The sequence below is a fragment of the Limosilactobacillus mucosae DSM 13345 genome (genome assembly GCF_001436025.1).
GTDB lineage: Bacteria > Bacillota > Bacilli > Lactobacillales > Lactobacillaceae > Limosilactobacillus > Limosilactobacillus mucosae.
In genome coordinates, this window is the sequence record NZ_AZEQ01000014.1 from 39,802 (window position 1) to 57,246 (window position 17,445).

The window sequence follows — 17,445 nt, forward strand, 5'->3', positions numbered from 1 at the left end:
ATCATTCACCTCGCTGTAGGATTCGATAGAGCTGCCGATACTGCCCCAACATCCATTGCCGATAGGTTTTGCCATTCGGCTGGGATTCGGTAACGTTAAGAACTGGAACGTGATTTTCTTTAGCCAGTGCGACCAGGTTGTCGATCGTCTTGCTCTGCGACTGTTTGTTATTAACAAAGAATGCGATCCGATGCTCTTGAATATCCTGCTGCAGCTGCTGAATATCCTTTGGCGATGGATCGTTGCCATCTTCAATTGCTTTTTCAAAATGACGGTCATTGATCTGATAGCCTAGATTCTCTAAGGCATAATCAAAAACCGGCTCGCTGACGTCAACTTTTTGTTTTTGAGCCAGCTGACGGCATTTTTCAATCTGCTGATCAATCGCTGTCAATGAACTGACATATTTTTTGGCATTGCGATAATAGTATTGTTTATGCTTAGGATCAAGCTTGGCATATTTTTTTGCCAGATAGTACGCCAGTTTTTTCATCGTCTGTGGTCGGTACCAGACATGCTCGTTGGCACCATTCTTTTGGCCGGCGATCTGTCTGCCGACGTTAACGACCGTTTGTGATCCATTTTGATTAGCCTTAACCAGATCATTCATCCACTGATCATAGCCCAGACCATTTAAAATCACAACATTCGCTTTGGCAACCTGCTCGGCTTGAACGGTCGCCGGCTGATACTCATGCGGGTCAACCGCCGCATTATCGATTACGGAAACAGTTTGGCCATATTTTCCCGCGACGGCCTGGGCAGCTTCGCCATAAAAATTCAGGCTGGCAACGACTTTGATCGGCCGCTGTGATTTTTGCTGCGGATGCCAGTCAGTAGCTGCCAGACCAAAAATCACCGCCAATGCCAAGCTCAAGCCAGCCACGATTTTCCAAAAGCGTCGATCCATCTTTTCACCTCACAAAAATAAATAGTAATAATTACGATTTAACAACAGTGACTATCTTACCTAATTTTGTACGTCAGCGCAATCCTTTATATAAAAAAATCGTGCTGGAGAAATTCCAACACGATTTAAATTCGTCTTTAAGCCTTTAAATAGTCTTGATTCAGTCAATGACGACCATCCGTTAAAAATTGCTAGCTAATGGTAATCGTGCCATTGAATACCAATACGATGGCAATAACACTCAATACCAGAATCAGGCCCATCGTCCACAGCTCAGCCTTGGAGAACTTGTGATTGTTTTCCTTGCAGCCAGCGTAGTAGACACAGAAGCCTGGAATAAAGCTGATCGTAACCAGCAGAACTTCTTGCCAACCAGCCAGGAACATGCAGGCAAACATGAACAGCGCAGAAAGCAGACCGACCGTGTATTGACCCCATTCCTTACGTTCGGAACTCAACTTCATCTGGTAGAGACCAACAAACAGGTAGGAGAACAAAATTGCGGCAGCACAGAGCGAGTAGGCAAATTCATAAGCCTTTTCCGTAAACAGCAGCGAGAACAGGAAGATCGTCTGTAAAACGCCCGTGATCATCAAAGAAGTCGTTGGCGCGTTCTTGGAGTTAACCTTGCCCCAAGCTTTTGGCATTGCCTTGTCATCGGCAACCAGCATCGTCGTTTCAGCTGGCAGCATCGTCCAAGACAGCCAGGAAACGATTGTTGAGATGATCAGACCAACGTTGATCAATACCGCGCCCCAGTGGCCAACCGTCATTTCCAGAACGTGGCCCAAAGCAGGCTGACCCATGCCGGCCAGTTGAGCCCGCGTCAGCGCACCGTATGGCAGGATTGAAATCAGAACGTAGATGATTACCAGCAGAATGAAACTGATAACCGAAGCTTGTTCGGCTTCAGAACGCGACTTAGCACGGTGAGCCATGACTGATGCCCCTTCGATCCCGATAAATACCCAGATCAGAGTCATCAGCGTACCCTTCATTTGAGTCCAGACCGAACCCGTCGTCGTTCCTTTAGTGGCGTTGCTTGCAACCTTGCCCCAGAAGTCAGCCGTAAACATGCCGCCCTTGAAGCAGACAAACATGATGATGATGAAGATGATCAGCGGCACAATCTTGCAGATCGTCCCAATCATGTTGACGAAGGTGGCACTTTCAACACCATTGTTAACCAGGATCGTTAACAGCCAGCAGAAAATAATTGCAACAATAATTGATGGAACGTTTTGACCGCCCTTAAAAGTTGGAATGAAAGTCCCAATTGAACTCATCAGCATCGTAGCAAAGGCAATGTTACCCAGCCAAGCTGACAGCCAGTAGGACCAGCCAGAAATAAATTCACCCAGCGGACCGAAACCTTCCCCAGCATAGGCAAAGATCCCACCTTGTAGGTCAGGCCGCTTGTTGGACAGGTTGTTTAAAGAAAGCACCAGCATCAGGAAACCAAAGGCAACGAACAGCCAAGCTAAAAGAGCTGGGCCTGGAGCAGCCGCAGCCGCAACGTCACTGGTAATCCCGAAAATACCGGTACCGATACATGAACTAACGATCAGGGCAATCAGTTCGCCCTTACCGATACCTTTCTTTTGAGTATCCATAAATATCCCCTCGTTTCTATTCATAGATCGACTAGAACACTCATCATTAAACTAATCAAACCTAAAGCCGCTTAAATAACTTAAAAACACTTCGACTCCTACTCAATCGCCCACCTCTGAACCCTTACACACCTTAAAAAATAAATGATTGAGAATTGTCTAATATTATTTTAATTCTTAATCGAAAAAAGCGAAAGTCGTACCGTTGCGAATTCATATCGCGATGATCCAACTTTCGCTTTTAATCTGCACCAAATCTCATTGATCGGCGCCTGTTTTAATGCGGTCAAGCCGCATGCCTGCTTTTAGAGGTCTTCACGAACAATTGGGCAGGACATGCAACGTGGACCACCACGACCCCGAGACAATTCGCTTGAACGAACCTCGTGAACCAAAATGCCGTGCTTGCGCAGCAGATCGTTGGATACGTAGTTACGATTGTAGGTAACAACTTCACCAGGTGCGATGGCCAGCGTGTTAGAGCCGTCATTCCATTGTTCACGGGCAGCGATGATTGGGTCACCGTTACCAGTTGGGATCAAGTCAATGTCGTCCTTGTTCAGGGCCTTCTTAAGCACTTCCTTGATGTCCGTGTGGTGTTCCATCGTAATTTCGCCGTCTTTGCCTGGGTGCAGTACCCAGTTGTCAACATGACCGTTTTCGTCCAAGATTGCTGGGTGAACAGTAAACTTGTCGTAGTCGATCATCGTAAAGACAGTGTCAAGGTGCATCATTGCGTGGTTGTGCGGAATCTTGATGGCAATGACCGTGTCGTAGTTTGACTTCTTGAACAGGTTCTTAGCGATGTCTTCGATTGCATCGGCAGTCGTCCGTTGGGAAATACCGATAGCAAATACGTGGTCGCTTAATACCAGTTCGTCCCCACCTTCAATGTGCGTTTCGTGGTTGCGGTCGCGCCATACATTGACTTGACCTGCAAACCGTGGGTGGTGCTTGATGATGTATTCAGTGATTAAGGATTCACGCTGACGAGCTGGGAACGTCATCCGGTTGATGGAAAGACCGTCACCGATTGAAGCTTGTGGGTCACGCGTAAAGTATGCGTTTGGCATTGGGTCCATTACGAATGGCCATTCAGTGTCTTCAGCAGCTTGTTGTAGCGTCATGTGTGGGAGATCGATTTCTTCGCGACGAACCCCTTCGAAGATCTTGTTAACCATGTCTTGCGTATTCATGGCCAACAGGTATTCCTTCAAAACGTCGTGGATCAAACCAGCTGCGTAGCCGGATTCAGCAACCATGCGGTCAACGAATTCTTCCTTAACGTCTTGGTCAGCCAGTGCCTCAGCAGCCAGCTTTTCGAAATAGAGAACTTCAATGCCTTGGTCGCGCAGCGTTTGAGCAAAGTAATCGTGTTCTTCTTGCGCGATTGGCAGATATGGAATGTCATCGAACAGCAGACGGTACATCGAATCTGGCGTAATGTTTTCAATTTCACGACCAGGCCGGTGCAGCATAACCGTCTTCAGCTTGCCAATTTCCGAAGTTACATGAATTGGACTTGGCATAATACAGTCACTCCTTTGTTTTCTTACTTGACTACGTTCTTAATATAACCCGTTAAGTAAGCGTTGTCAATCCTTTAAAATCAACGGTTTAACGACTGTTTAATATAAAATGAATACGTTTTCTTAAATATGCTTATGCAATCAATTTATGAATATATTTTAGTAGAATAATGCATAGAATGAGAATATCATTTTTTAAAAAATTTTGAAAATGACTGTTTTTAAATGGACTAATAGTTGTAAAGACAGCTATTGTTCATTACTTATAATTGCAAAATGAATAAAAGAGCGTCAAACCGCATTGCAACGCGTCTGACGCTCTTAGACTATAAAAGCATGGCTAAATATACTTCCCGACAGAAACCGCATAAGCTGTTATGCAGCCGGCGTGCTCTTGACTCATTATGACAAAGCGCAAAAACGGTTGGACCTGTGCCGCTCATCTGAACCACGTCTGCCCCCAGCTTTTCCATACGCTGCTTGAGCTGACGAATCTCGGGATATTCATTCATCGTGACCGGCTCCAAAACATTGCCCATATAAGCAAACGATTCCTGCCAGCGACCGTTTTGAATACAGTCAACCAACGAATCAACATCCAGATGCTGCAGCTTTTCATAATTGATCTGCCGCAGAATCGTTGGTGTCGAAACGCTGATCTTAGGCTTGGCCACGACTGCCCAGTAATGCGGAAACGGTCTTAATACCTCGACCTGTTCGCCATGTCCCGTTACATGGGCGGTCTGACTGTAGACGCAGTAGGGCACGTCAGAATCGATCGAAAGCGACAGCTGAGCAAGCTCTCTTAAAGAAAGTCCCAGATTCCAGCCTTGATTAAGTGCTCGTAAGACAGCCGCTGCGTCTGATGAGCCACCGCCCAAGCCAGCTGCCACTGGGATTCGTTTTTGAATCTTGATCGTCACGCCCTCATCAATGTGAAAACGATTTTTAAGAATATGGGCAGCCTGGTAGGCAAGATTGCGCTGGTCATTAGGCAAAAAGCTGCTGTCGGTATAAACCTTGATACGATGCTGATGCTGGTACGTCTCAATTGTAACGTAATCCGCGAGATCAATGGAGTTCATCACCATATTCCAGCGCGGCAGACCATCAATATAACGCATCGGGGTATCCAAAGCCAGATTGATTTTGGCGGGAGCTTTTTCAGTTATGATCAAGGTCATACCCCCCTTTTTTGACAAGTAATTTTAATTATTATACAAATGTGGCTAACCGAGTTGCAACTATTGCTCAAAGACTAAAGCCAGCCTTAAGGATTCCCTTGCTGCTAAACAAAAAAGCACCGCGTTAAACACGATGCTTTTACTGAGTTATTCAGCTTCTTCGAATGTCAAAGAAATATTATTAGTCAAGAGATCGGCATAACTGTAAGAAACCCGATCAAAAGAACCTTCACGCTTGTTAAGCTTAACGATAAAGATTGCTGGATACGTCTCGCTTAAAATGCCTTGACGCTGGGTAACCTTTTTACGACCAGCCTGCGCCGTGACCAGTACTTTTTGGCCTACCTGTGCATCAAGCTTTTCCTTGATGCCTGCAATTGTCGTTGGCATGTATTCTCACCTCACAAAGAAACATTATACGGCAAGAATCTTTAAAAAGTCAAATTTTATCACAAGACATCCCAAAAAGCAATTTATTTTTTAAAGTAGTTTTTGGGCGTGAAGTTGATTAGCTAAAGTAATAAACTGCTCCAAGGTTAACTTCTCTGGTCGAAGCTGCGGTGAGATGCTTAACTCTGCCAGCACATTCTGAATAACAACCTGTTTATCAGCATCCTTGCCAGCCAGGGGTTTGAGGTTGTTCCACAGGCTCTTGCGACGATGAGCAAAACAATTCTTTACGAAACCGAAGAATTTTCCTTCGTCATATGGCTTAGCAGCTAACGGTTGAGTACGCGGCGTTAAAACCACGATTGCCGAGTCTACGTTAGGCGCTGGTACAAAGGCGTGACGCGAAACCCCGAATGCAATCCGAGCCTGCATGCGATACTCAATCGCCAGCGTCAGCGAGCCGTATTCCTTGGTTCCTGGCTGAGCCGTTAAACGCTGAGCAACCTCTTTTTGCATCATAACGCAGATCGCCGACCAGGCAACCGGGCTTTCCAATAAGCCCATTAAAATTGGACTGGTAATGTAGTAAGGCAGATTGGCAACCACTTTAATCGGCCGGCTCGGATCAGCGAACTGTTCTTGAATCAGCGCTGGCAGATCTGCTTTCAGCACGTCTTGGTTGAGCACTTTAACATTGTCGTACGGAGAAAGCACCTCATCCAAAACCGGCAGCAGATCCGTATCGATTTCTAAAGCCACCACCTGACCAGCAGCCTGTGCCAGCTGCTCAGTCAAAGCACCCAGTCCAGGCCCGATTTCGATCACATTGTCTTCTTTGGTAATAGCAGCTGCTTTAACGATATTTTTTAAGACGTTGAGATCCGTTAAAAAATTCTGACCAAAGCCCTTTTTAGCGTGAATGCCATATTCTTTCATAATGGCTCGGGTCCGATTCAGACTGCCGATTTCCGGATTACTGCTCATCGATTTTTTCCTCCTGATTGATTTTTTCAATGGCATTTTCAAACTGTTCTTGACTAATGCGGAACATATTAAGCCGTTTTTGCATCTGCTTGGCATTTCCATAGCCGATTCCCAACAGCTGCCCAAGCCGCTCGCGCCGAGCACGGGCATTTTTGTCACCCATCAAATCGGCCTGACGCATCATGGCAGTCGTAATCACCGTTGCTGGCGCGGTTTCTTGGGTATAAACGTGTGCCAAAGCTTCCTTGATAACTGCCGGATCGGCATGCTCAACGCCTAGGCTGCCATGTGCTTCATCCGGCACGCCCTGATCACGTCTGATGAAGGCATGCTTGACGCCTGGAACGGCTTGACTGATAATCTTGCGCAGCCGTTCGCCATTAAAATCAGGATCCGTAAAAACGATCAAGCCACGTGCTGCTTGTAGTTTTGCTAACTGTCTAAGGTCTTTTGACGACAACGCCGACCCGTTTGTCTCAAACGTGTCGGCGTTGACGGCCTTAGCAATTTGTTTGGTATCATCCTTGCCCTCGACAACGATGACTTCTTTAATCTTTTCCATAAGGCCTTTCATTAATGATTCAAAAATAATCGACTGGCATTCTCATACGTTGCCCTGGCAACATCTTCTGGTGATTTTTCGCGCAGCTCAGCAATTTTTTCAACCGTAAACCGCGTAAAGCCCGGCTCATTTCGCTGACCACGATATGGCACTGGCGTCAGGTAGGGAGCATCGGTCTCGACCAACAGATGATCGAGCGGTGTTGCCAGCATGGCTGCTTGAACGTCCTTAGCGCTGTTGAACGTCACAACGCCACTGTAGGAGATCTCCATGCCCAGATCCAAAAAGCGCTGCATCCATTCCACATCGCCGTTAAAGCTATGCATAACCCCGCCAAATTCCTCCACGTGCGCGTTTTTGAGGATTTGATAGGTATCAGCCAAGGCGTCACGGCAATGGATCGAAACCGGCATCTTTAAGTCCCTAGCAATCGCTAACTGACGCTCAAAGACTTGTTTCTGCACGTCATGTGGCGAATGTTCATCGTTAAAGTAGTCCAAACCGATTTCACCAATTCCCACAACGACTGAATCCGTCAGCTGTTCTAAGAGCAGTTCTTCTGCTTTTGCATTAAAGCGGGCAACATCTTCTGGATGCCAGCCAATCACGGCATGCAGTCCTGTATAATGGTGCGCCAGCTCAATGGCCCGCTGATTAAGCAGTTCATTAGAGCCGATCATATTCATTTCAACAACGCCAAAATGATGAGCCCGTGCCAGATAAGCCGGTACATCATCATAAAAGACATCGTCATTCAGATGCGTATGCGAATCATAGATCTTTAATTCAGGTTTTAGTCCAGTCATTAGCAGACCGTCGTCCCTGGCTGCATGTTTTCTGGTACCGTTACGACTTGAACGTTGCCAGCAGCATCCTCATCAGAAAGGATCATGCCTTGACTCAACTCGCCGCGCATCTTACGAGGCTTCAAGTTGGCAACGATTAAGACCTTCTTGCCGACCAGGACGCTTGGATCTGGATACCATTGCGCGATTCCAGACAAGATCTGGCGACCCTCAACCGTGCCATCGTCCAGTTGGAACTTAAGCAGCTTGTCGGCACCTTCAACATGATCAGCAGCCTTAATTTGAGCAACCCGCAGATCCACCTTGTCAAAAACGTCAATTCGAATATCTTTTTTCATTTCTGGCAACTGGGCTTGCGCCTTGGCTTTTTCGGCAGCCTCAGCCATTGCCTTGCGACCCTTGGCCTTTTGGTTGGCACTCATCTGACTCTTGATAAAGGCCACTTCTTCTTCAACATCACGACGTGGGAAGATTGGCGTTCCCTTAGCTGCGACCTTAACCTCAGCTGGGAAGTCGTTAAATGACAGGTCAGTCAAGGCGATATCTTCTTTTGGCAGGCCGAGCTGATCCATAATTTCTTTTGGCGCGTGCGTCATAATCGGCTGCAGCATTGCGGCTACCATGCGCAGACTCTTGGCCAGGTGCGTCATGACGTCAGAAAGCTCGTCTTTTTTGGTTTCATCTTTAGCCAGCAGCCATGGCGTAGTTTCATCAATGTACTTATTAGCACGCGAGATCAGCTTCCAGATTGCGCTCAATGCATCAGCAAAGTGCGTCTTGTCCATCAAGTCCTTGTATTCGTCAAAGGCTTGAGCTGCCGTGGCTTCCAGATCCTGATCGTAGTCAGTGGCCGCTGCATTTTCGCTCTTCAAGATGCCATCTTGGTATTTGTTGATCATGGCAACGGTCCGGTTAAGCAGGTTCCCAAGGTCATTTGCCAGATCAAAGTTAACCTTGTCGACAAAGTCTTCCGGGCTGAACACGCCATCGTTGCCAAATGGCATTGCCTTCAGCAGGTAGTAGCGCGTAGCATCCAGGCCATAACGATCAACCAGTGTTTCAGGATAGATCACGTTGCCCTTAGACTTGCTCATCTTGCCATCTTTCATCGTCAGCCAGCCGTGACCGATGACGTGCTTTGGCAATGGCAATCCCAGCGCATGCAGCATGATTGGCCAGTAGATGGTGTGGAAACGTACGATTTCTTTACCAACCATGTGCACGTCAGCTGGCCAGTATTTCTTAAACAGGCTGTCGTCATCGCTACCATAGCCCAGTGCCGTAATATAGTTGGACAAGGCATCGATCCAGACGTAAACGACGTGCTTAGGGTCATTTGGTACCTTAACACCCCAGTTAAACGAGGTCCGCGTAACGGCTAGATCTTCCAGACCAGGTTCCAAGAAGTTCTTGAGCATTTCGTTCATCCGCGTATGAGGCTCGATAAAGTCAGGGTGTTCCTTGTAGTAGTTCATCAGCCAGTCCGCGTACTTGCTCATCTTAAAGAAGTAGGACTCTTCTTTGACCAGTTCCACCTCATGGCCAGATGGTGCCTTACCGCCAATCACGTTGCCGGCTTCGTCACGGTAGACCTCAGCCAGCTGACTTTCCGTAAAGTATTCTTCATCGTCAACCGAATACCAGCCAACGTATTCACCTTTGTAAATGTCGCCTTGGTCAACAAACTTTTGAAAAATCTTTTGCACGGCTTTTTCATGATAGTCATCCGTGGTCCGAATAAACTTATCATTGGAGATTTCCAATTTTTTCCACAGTTTTTTAATGCCGGCTGCCATCTCGTCAACGTAGGCTTGGGGTTCCATCCCCAGTTTTTCAGCCTTTTCTTCAATCTTGAGACCATGTTCGTCAGTCCCCGTCAAGAAGAAAACGTCATAGCCATCCAGACGCTTAAAGCGGGCTTCAGCGTCACAGGCAACTTCGGTGTAGGAATTGCCGATGTGCAGCTTGCCAGATGGATAATAGATTGGTGTCGTAATGTAGTAGGTTGGTTTTTGTTCAGCCATGTTGGCCCTTCTTTCTAATACGGATTTAATAATCTTTAGTTTAACATAAAATGAGCGGTTTTTTCTTGATTTTAAAACAGATTCAGCTGCTCGGGATCATGCGGTGCCAATCCCTTAAACTCAAGATGCAAGATTCGCTGCAGTTCCAAAGCGTTGGGCGCGGCATCTTTGCCTGAGTTGTTGTTAAAGATGACACAGATTTCTTGAGGTGCCGGCGCAAGGTTTTGAATCAAAGTCGCCAATCCCTGCAGTTCACGGCTTGAATAACGATACAGCGTCCGTTTCTTTCGCCACTCTTTGTCCGGATGATCCCAGCCCTCGCGATTGCGACCATGCAGTCTGATCATTACCAGCTTGGGATTGGTCGTAATCAGATAAAACGGCACGCTGGTCAAGGTATCGTGCGGCTCATCAGCAGCAACCAGCGTAAGCTGCAGGTCGCGGCAAAATTCGGTCAGTGGCTGGAGAATCGCTGGTTGGTACCAGCTGGCATTTCGAAACTCAACGGCGATTGGCAGATTTCCCATTAGTAGACGAATCCGCCGCAGATAGTCGATATGATCAAGCTGTGCATCAAAAAACGGCGGAAACTGAAACAGGATGCATTTCAGCTGACCAGCTGCAATCAATGGCATGATGGCATCACGATATTTTTGAAACACCTCCGCTAATAAAGAGTCCTGCTCGGTCAGGTTCTCATGCTGAGTCATCAGCCGGTGCGCCTTAACGATAAACTGAAAGTCGCGCGGCACCTCAGTCAGCCATTTCTGAACGGTTGCCGATTTAGGCAAAGCATAGAAAAACGTATCGATTTCAACGGTCGGAAAATGCTGAGCATATTCATTAAGCGTGGTTGTCTGCCGTTGACCATCAATCAGCGCGGGATGCTCTGACCAGGTCGTCAGGCCAAGCGTAATCTGGGTCACAAAACCATTCCTTTCGCCTTGGAATCATGCATCAAGATTAAGAAAGGCTCAGCTTGCAGCAGCAGGCTGGGCCTTCAGTAGCTTTTAAGCGCGCAGTTCGGCAAAAAAGCTGGTGGCATCGGCTTGAATCATCTCAAATGGAAATGGGAAGTCAAGCTTTTCTTGATTGACTGCCATTACCTTAGCCTGCGGATTCCGGTACTCCAATAGCCCGGCAAATGGATAGACGCGCATGCTGGTACCGACGATTACGACCAGATCGGCTTTTTGCATCGCGTGAACGGAATCGAGAATGTCATCCTGCTTGATGCCTTCATCGTATAAGACGATGTCAGGACGGAGCGGCCCTTGATCAGTCTGGTGCAGCCGACTGTCTAGATACTCACTGACTGGTACCGTCTGCCCGCATTTTTCACAATATACATGGTAAAGATTGCCGTGAAAATCAATTAAATGTCGCGGCTTGGCGCCTTGTTTTTGAAATTCCACTTCATAAAGATTGTCGATATTTTGGGTAATAATCGTTGCTCGATCTTGAAGTGCCAAGGCGACCTGCTTTTGATGGATCGGATTGGGCAGTGCATCGGGAAAATACAGATTTTGCTTGCAGAATTCATAAAAGCCATCCGGATCGGTTTCAAAATAGCGGTGGCTTAAATAATATTCGGCATTGTGATTCTGTGTATATAAGCCATTGGCACTGCGAAAATCCGGAATTCCCGAAGCCGTTGAAACGCCGGCGCCGGTCAAAAAGACAATCTGCTTTGCCTGATCGAACAATTCTTGATCTTTAGCATCCATCAAACCACTTCCTTAGTTATTTTCTAACGATAAATGGCACGTTTAGATCCGTCAGCAGTTTTTCAACCGGCTCATCATACAGTTTCAAGAATTCAGCCGGTGCATCGTTTTCAGGAGCCGGAATCGTAAACGAGTTCTGTCCATCATTGCGCCGTACACCGATGTAGGCCCGCTTGCCAGTCTTACGATCTTTCATGTCGGAATGGAAAATCTCAAACACCTGCCGAACACTCAACCGCAATTGCCGTCCGCTTAAAACCGGCGACAGCGTAACAAATTCCTTGTTGTGCAGCTTAGGCAGCTCCCAGGCCGTCATCTGCTCATCAAACAGCTCAAACAGCTTGACGACGTTGCGACGCAAGTCAAACGGCGAATTGATCGGCTTGGCGACCAGTTTTTCATACATTGCCACTGCTGCCTTGGCTGCCACAGGATAAAGCTTGGTCAGCCGTGCTTCATATTCTGCCAGGTGATCGCCGGTACCATAAAAGACCAGAGCATCCAAAATCGTCAGCAGCCGCATCGTTCGCTCATCGTCAGCCCGATCGGATTCAGGCGTCAGGGTATGTTCGATGCCTTTAAAATACTCTGCTTCGATCTGATCGTCAATCAAGCCGTGCTTGCGCTGCTCAGCCGTAACTACCCGATGCATGACCGTATCGTAAAGATCGGTTGCCATGATCATCATTTGTTCGTCCAGCTCTTCACTGCCTAATGAAAGCTGAAAGAAAATCTGTGGAAAGCCGCGTAAAAGCATCAATAAATGCAGCAGCTCATGTGAAGCAGTATAGTCAGGGGCCGTCAGATCAGTCACCGTAATTACCAAACCGCCAGGCAGCGTTGTCTGACGGGCCTGATCGTGTCTGAGCCAGCCGGATTTCTCACCTTCAAACTGGACAAAGACGCTGCCCTGCGGATAGATGGCATTAACGGCATCCAACAGGCTTTGGGCCTCTTGATTCAATTTAATTGGTTGTTCTTCTGTCATAATGAGTCCTTTCTCAGTTCTTGAAGTGCTTGCTTGGCAACATTCTGATTAACCTGCGGCAGTTTTTTGAGACGCTTGACCAGAACTGGAACCTCAGCTGCCGTCGCGCCAACTGCAACGGCCAGTGAGCGATACTGCATCTGCATATGGCCAGCCTGAATGCCATTGGTCGCTAGTGCCCGCAGCGCAGCCAGATTCTGTGCCAATCCGAGACTGGCTGTTACTCTGGCCAATTCACCCGCGGAATGAATATTATTGATCTTAAAGTTAAGCCTGGTCAAAGGGTTAAGTCCAATTGAGCCACCAACCGTTCCCACTGGCAATGGTAGTTTTATCCGGCCCAATAAGGCATCACCATCAATTTCCCAGGTACTGAGTCCTTTAAGCTGACCGCTGCTTGCTGCATAGGCATACGCGCCGCTTTCGATTGCTCGCCAATCATTGCCGCTGGCGATCATTAGTGCGTCAATGCCGTTCATGATTCCTTTGTTGTGAGTAGCCGCCCGATATGGATCGACCTGCGCCAGCTGGCTTAATTCGGCAATCCGCTGTGCCACGACTTCGCCATTCATCGTTGCCGTTGCCAGGTTCTTAAAGCTGACCCGACAAGCAGCCGACTGCAGGCTCATAAAGGCCGCGTTGCTCAAGATTGCCGTTAAGACGTCATGGCCCTGCTCTTTTAAGTAGTGGGCGACTGCCTCGGCCATCGTATTGACGGTATTGGCGCCCATTGCTTCACCTACGCCGATGATCAGATCAACGCTGACAAACGGTGCTGCCGGTCTGATTCTGATCCGTTTAGCGCCACCACCGCGTCTTTGCATTGAGGGATGCGCGGCATTGGCAACCGCCAGGATCTCGGTTTCATGTTCAAGCAGCCACTTGTTTAGTGCTGCAGGGTCTGCAACGTTTTTTAAAACCACCTGCCCCAGCATTGCCCGCTCAGCTGCCGGAGCCGTAAAGCCGCCGCTTAAAGCTGCCCGATTAGCACCGTTGCAGGCAGCCGCTACGACGGAAGGCTCTTCGGTAACCACCGGCACGGCATAGGTCTTGTGATTGACGACCAGGTTGGTTACCACCCCTTCTGGCAAGCGGTAGTCGGTCAGATAGTTTTCAATCAGCTGACTGCCAAGCTGACTGGCATTCTCCTTCATTAAGGCCTGCTGATCATCCGCTAATGAAAACTGATCACTGATAATCTGCTGCCGCTGGCTGGTTGGCAAGCGGTAGAGGCCATGCATCCAATCATGATTAAGATCATTGTTTTTCATCGTTTTGACTCCGTTTTTCGCGCTGCTGAATGTATTCGGTAATAATTCCTTCCCGCACGCCGCTTTCCGAAAAAATAACGCGGCCATCGCTGTTGCGCTCCAAAAGCGTCACTAATGGCAGCATGCCGCCAATAATGATGTCGGCTCGATCTGGTTCTAATCCGGGCATTTTCTTGCGCTGGGCCAGATTGCGGCTCAAAAGCTCGCGATAGGTCGCGTAGACCACTCGTGACGTTAAGCGATAACCATGAATCGAGCCGCGATTTTTATGCCGATACGAACGACTCATCCGGGCCAGCGTTCGATTGGCGCCCCCTAACAAGACGATCGGCATCCGTGTGGCATAGCGCAGCCAAGGAATCTTATTGAGTCGATCACAAACGGCTGCCTGGGCCTTAAAAAGATCGGCACTGCGCACGTAGCCGCCCAGATGATACTGCTCAGACAGGTTAACCGCGCCAATCGGCAACGAGATCAGGTCTCTGGCCTTGCGATGCTGGACCAGAACCAGTTCGCAGCTGGCCCCGCCAACATCCAGAATCAGGCAATGATTGAGCTTAAGGGTGCGCACCACGCCTAAATAGTCATAATATGCTTCTTTATAGCCGGAAAGAACGCGGACCGTCAGACCGGTTTCTTGTTTGACCCGTTGAAGAAATTCTTGTCGATTCTTGGCTTGCCGCACTGCTGCCGTTGCAATCGCCTGGACCTGCAGATTGGGCAGGCCTTGATACTGACGCTTAAAGTGCTTGATTGCCTGGATTGTGCGTTCCATTGCCTCGGGTTGGAGAATCTTTTCATGACCCATTCCTTCCGAAAGACGCGTATTTTCCTTAACGCGCTTGATTTCCCGAAACTTCCCATCCGGAGAGATTTCAGTTACCGCCATTCGAGCTGAATTTGATCCCAGGTCAACAATCGCGAGGTTTTCCACCACTTTCACCTCCGCTTTACTTGTTGATCATTAATTTTTTCAATATCCATTTAATGTTACCATTATCTTTCGCCATAAACACCGATTTTGCCATTAAAATTCGGTTTAGCCGCAATTGATGTTCGGACGTGCTAAAATAGTTAAGCTAATTTTTTGGAAAAGTGAGGAATTCAGCTTGGCAGACGAATACTCAGAACGAAAGCTTGAACAGCAGCGCGTTGACTGGACGATTCAGCAGATTGACGCCCAGATCAAAAAAACGCAGGCTGCCTTAGACAGTGCCCACCAGGAAACGCGGGCCGTGGAAAAGAACTTTGGCGAAAACGCCTCGATCAACCGCTATGAAGTTGATGATATTGCCGAATCCCGCTCTGAGCTTGAGCAGCAGCGGCAATTGGTGGCGCGAACGGTCGAAAACGAGACCATCTTGCGTCATCAGCTGCAGACCCTGCAGCAGCTGCGGGAATCGCCTTATTTTGGCCGCATCGACATTCTGGATCCTGGTGAAAAAGAGCCAGAATCGCTTTACATCGGGACGGCTTCTTTAATGAACGATGACAAGACCGATTTTATCGTCTATGACTGGCGCGCGCCGATCTCAGGAATCTACTACAACGGTACGCTGGGCAAGGTCCAATACCAGACACCGGCTGGCACTCAGTCAACGACGCTGGTTAAAAAGCGGCAGTTTACCATTAAAGATGGTCAGATCATCAACATGTTTGATACTAATGAAACCGTCGGCGATCAAATGCTGCAGGAAGCTTTAGGCCATCAAAACGACCAGTACATGCAAAATATCGTGGCGACGATCCAAAAAGAACAAAATGATATTATTCGTGATACCAAAAGCGATCTGCTGCTGGTTCAAGGGGTGGCAGGATCCGGTAAGACTTCCGCCATTCTGCAGCGAATCGCCTATCTGCTTTATCATAGCCGAACCGCACTCAATGCCGATCAGATCGTCTTGTTCAGTCCCAACCTTTTGTTCAGCCATTATATCTCTGACGTGCTACCCAGCCTGGGTGAGCGCAACATGCGTCAGGTAACGCTGGAAGGTTTTTTAAGGCGCCGATTTGAGGGACTGAACGTTGAATCCTTGTTTGAACGCTACGAGACACGATCGCAAAACCCCGCTATCAGCCTTGATATTGCCAATTATCTGGAAGGCGCCGACTGCATGTATCAAGTCAAGGCATATCTGGAATTTCTCCAGCAGCACCCAGATGCAATCTGCTTTACCGATTTGAACTTTAGACAGCAGCCGTTTTTCAGTGCTGAACATATCCAGTCGATCTATCAAGCACAGCCAGCAGCCATGACGATTGCCGACCGCCTGTTGAAAACCAAAAACACCTTGATCAAAGAGCTGAAGAGTCGCATTCAAGACGTTGCCAAAAGCGATTGGATCGCCAAGGAGCTTAACGATCAAGACGTCATTGGCCTGCATAATCTGTATGGTCAGAAAACCATTGACGATTTTGCCGACGAAGATGAACAGTATGCCTATCTTTCCTATCAACTGGCCAAAAAGCGGCTCCGGATCGTCTATGATGCCATCTATAACGATTACTTCATCGACTTTAACAGCCAATACGAAAAATTTCTGCAGCAGCTCAGCCGGCCCGCAACAGTCAAAAACAGCGACTGGCAGTCCATGCTCTTTGGCTATCGGCAGCAGCTTGAGTATCATCGCATCGCTCTAATGCATACGGCACCGCTGATGTATCTGCGCGACTTGATGAGCGGCAGCGGGCAGAATCGTTCTTTCCAATACGTCTTTATTGATGAGATGCAGGACTACTCACTGGCTATGCTGATCTATCTAAAGCACGCCTTCCCCAAAGCCAGGTTTACGATTCTTGGCGACAGCGAGCAGGCCCTCTTTAAACCGCTTCAGCTGCCCGGTCAGCTTTTACAGCAGCTAAACGATGCCCTGGCCTTCAAGCATCCCAACCTGATCGAACTCAAGCGCAGCTATCGATCAACCATGGAGATTACCGATTTTGCCAAGAGCCTGCTGCCAGATGGTGATCAGATCATCTCGTTTACCAGACATGGTGCCAAACCGCGACTGATTGCCGCTGCTGATTCAGCCGACGCCGCCACCGCGCTTTTGCAGCAGACTGCAATTTTGCATGAGCGCTACGCAACGATTGCCGTTTTAACTAAGGACCGCGCGCAGGCCAAACAAGTCTATCAAACGCTGCACCGGCAGTTTAAGTCGATCGTGCATCTGCTTGACAGCCAAGACAGCGTGCTGCCAGTTGGCATTGTCGTCTTGCCAATCTATCTGGCCAAAGGATTGGAGTTTGACGCTGCGATTGCCTGGAACGTCTCAGACCAAAACCTGCCAGCCGAGCGTGCCGTTGGATTGATCTATACCATGGCCTCCCGTGCAATGCATGAGCTGACTTTGATCAGTGCTGGTCCCGTCAGTTCGGTGATCGAGCAAAACGCAGCCCAGCTTTTAGAGACTGCAGAATCCTGACAATTCAAAAAGTCCCCGTGCCAATCTGCACG

15 protein-coding genes are annotated in these 17,445 nt (G+C 48.2%); 1 reads left to right on the forward strand and 14 read right to left on the reverse strand.

Translation table 11 applies throughout. From position 1 onward, the window contains the following. Position 1: 1 nt before the first annotated feature. The 14 genes from FC47_RS07155 to FC47_RS07220 form a co-directional block, all read right to left on the reverse strand. Positions 2-910, reverse strand: coding sequence for a metal ABC transporter solute-binding protein, Zn/Mn family (locus FC47_RS07155; RefSeq protein ID WP_048344763.1), 909 nt, complete (start codon positions 908-910; stop codon positions 2-4). Positions 911-1,101: 191 nt separating this feature from the next. After that, on the reverse strand, positions 1,102-2,523 hold the full coding sequence (locus FC47_RS07160; RefSeq protein ID WP_006499385.1) for a basic amino acid/polyamine antiporter: 1,422 nt from the start codon (positions 2,521-2,523) through the stop codon (positions 1,102-1,104). Between the two features lie 305 nt (positions 2,524-2,828). Next, positions 2,829-4,052 carry an arginine deiminase gene (gene arcA / locus FC47_RS07165; protein ID WP_006499384.1) on the reverse strand — a complete coding sequence of 408 codons (1,224 nt, stop codon included), beginning with the start codon at positions 4,050-4,052 and terminating at the stop codon, positions 2,829-2,831. A 326-nt stretch (positions 4,053-4,378) separates the two neighbouring features. Further along, positions 4,379-5,230, reverse strand: coding sequence for a 4-(cytidine 5'-diphospho)-2-C-methyl-D-erythritol kinase (gene ispE, locus FC47_RS07170; protein ID WP_056968509.1), 852 nt, complete (start codon positions 5,228-5,230; stop codon positions 4,379-4,381). A 153-nt stretch (positions 5,231-5,383) separates the two neighbouring features. Continuing rightward, positions 5,384-5,626: a Veg family protein gene (locus tag FC47_RS07175; protein ID WP_006499382.1), complete on the reverse strand. Its 243-nt coding sequence runs from the start codon at positions 5,624-5,626 to the stop codon at positions 5,384-5,386. Positions 5,627-5,716: 90 nt separating this feature from the next. Continuing rightward, the gene (gene rsmA, locus FC47_RS07180; protein ID WP_056968496.1) at positions 5,717-6,610 is read right to left on the reverse strand and encodes a 16S rRNA (adenine(1518)-N(6)/adenine(1519)-N(6))-dimethyltransferase RsmA; all 894 of its coding nucleotides are present in this window, start codon (positions 6,608-6,610) and stop codon (positions 5,717-5,719) included. Continuing rightward, positions 6,600-7,172 carry a ribonuclease M5 gene (rnmV, locus tag FC47_RS07185; RefSeq protein WP_006499380.1) on the reverse strand — a complete coding sequence of 191 codons (573 nt, stop codon included), beginning with the start codon at positions 7,170-7,172 and terminating at the stop codon, positions 6,600-6,602. Before rnmV ends, rsmA begins: the two co-directional genes overlap by 11 nt. Positions 7,173-7,183: 11 nt before the next feature. Beyond that, positions 7,184-7,978: a TatD family hydrolase gene (locus tag FC47_RS07190; RefSeq protein WP_006499379.1), complete on the reverse strand. Its 795-nt coding sequence runs from the start codon at positions 7,976-7,978 to the stop codon at positions 7,184-7,186. Further along, a complete protein-coding gene (gene metG, locus FC47_RS07195; RefSeq protein WP_056968497.1) occupies positions 7,978-10,002 on the reverse strand; it encodes a methionine--tRNA ligase in 2,025 nt (674 codons plus the stop codon). Before metG ends, FC47_RS07190 begins: the two co-directional genes overlap by 1 nt. Before the next feature lie 71 nt (positions 10,003-10,073). Next, entirely contained in the window at positions 10,074-10,928 is an 855-nt protein-coding gene (locus FC47_RS07200; RefSeq protein ID WP_056968498.1) for a DUF72 domain-containing protein, read from the reverse strand. 84 nt (positions 10,929-11,012) lie between these two features. Further along, entirely contained in the window at positions 11,013-11,729 is a 717-nt protein-coding gene (locus tag FC47_RS07205) for an NAD-dependent protein deacylase (RefSeq protein ID WP_033935231.1), read from the reverse strand. Between the two features lie 16 nt (positions 11,730-11,745). After that, positions 11,746-12,717, reverse strand: a complete 972-nt coding sequence (locus FC47_RS07210; protein WP_056968499.1) for a hypothetical protein — start codon at positions 12,715-12,717, stop codon at positions 11,746-11,748. Beyond that, positions 12,714-13,988: a hydroxymethylglutaryl-CoA reductase, degradative gene (locus FC47_RS07215; RefSeq protein ID WP_056968500.1), complete on the reverse strand. Its 1,275-nt coding sequence runs from the start codon at positions 13,986-13,988 to the stop codon at positions 12,714-12,716. The genes FC47_RS07210 and FC47_RS07215 overlap by 4 nt, the downstream gene beginning before the upstream one ends. Then, the gene (locus tag FC47_RS07220; protein ID WP_006499373.1) at positions 13,975-14,922 is read right to left on the reverse strand and encodes a Ppx/GppA family phosphatase; all 948 of its coding nucleotides are present in this window, start codon (positions 14,920-14,922) and stop codon (positions 13,975-13,977) included. The genes FC47_RS07215 and FC47_RS07220 overlap by 14 nt, the downstream gene beginning before the upstream one ends. A gap of 175 nt (positions 14,923-15,097) precedes the next feature. Between FC47_RS07220 and helD the strand changes: the two genes are divergently transcribed. Beyond that, a complete protein-coding gene (gene helD, locus FC47_RS07225; protein ID WP_056968501.1) occupies positions 15,098-17,413 on the forward strand; it encodes an RNA polymerase recycling motor HelD in 2,316 nt (771 codons plus the stop codon). The last annotated feature ends 32 nt before the right edge of the window (positions 17,414-17,445 follow it).

What these genes read in the sequence shown, in the direction of transcription:
- FC47_RS07190 (WP_006499379.1), bottom strand. Translation starts at nt 7,978, where the DNA reads ATGACTGGACTAAAACCTGAATTAAAGATCTATGATTCGCATACGCAT.
- rsmA (WP_056968496.1), bottom strand. Translation starts at nt 6,610, where the DNA reads ATGAGCAGTAATCCGGAAATCGGCAGTCTGAATCGGACCCGAGCCATT.
- rnmV (WP_006499380.1), bottom strand. Translation starts at nt 7,172, where the DNA reads ATGGAAAAGATTAAAGAAGTCATCGTTGTCGAGGGCAAGGATGATACC.
- FC47_RS07215 (WP_056968500.1), bottom strand. Translation starts at nt 13,988, where the DNA reads ATGAAAAACAATGATCTTAATCATGATTGGATGCATGGCCTCTACCGC.
- metG (WP_056968497.1), bottom strand. Translation starts at nt 10,002, where the DNA reads ATGGCTGAACAAAAACCAACCTACTACATTACGACACCAATCTATTAT.
- FC47_RS07175 (WP_006499382.1), bottom strand. Translation starts at nt 5,626, where the DNA reads ATGCCAACGACAATTGCAGGCATCAAGGAAAAGCTTGATGCACAGGTA.
- FC47_RS07210 (WP_056968499.1), bottom strand. Translation starts at nt 12,717, where the DNA reads ATGACAGAAGAACAACCAATTAAATTGAATCAAGAGGCCCAAAGCCTG.
- arcA (WP_006499384.1), bottom strand. Translation starts at nt 4,052, where the DNA reads ATGCCAAGTCCAATTCATGTAACTTCGGAAATTGGCAAGCTGAAGACG.
- FC47_RS07160 (WP_006499385.1), bottom strand. Translation starts at nt 2,523, where the DNA reads ATGGATACTCAAAAGAAAGGTATCGGTAAGGGCGAACTGATTGCCCTG.
- FC47_RS07205 (WP_033935231.1), bottom strand. Translation starts at nt 11,729, where the DNA reads ATGGATGCTAAAGATCAAGAATTGTTCGATCAGGCAAAGCAGATTGTC.
- FC47_RS07155 (WP_048344763.1), bottom strand. Translation starts at nt 910, where the DNA reads ATGGATCGACGCTTTTGGAAAATCGTGGCTGGCTTGAGCTTGGCATTG.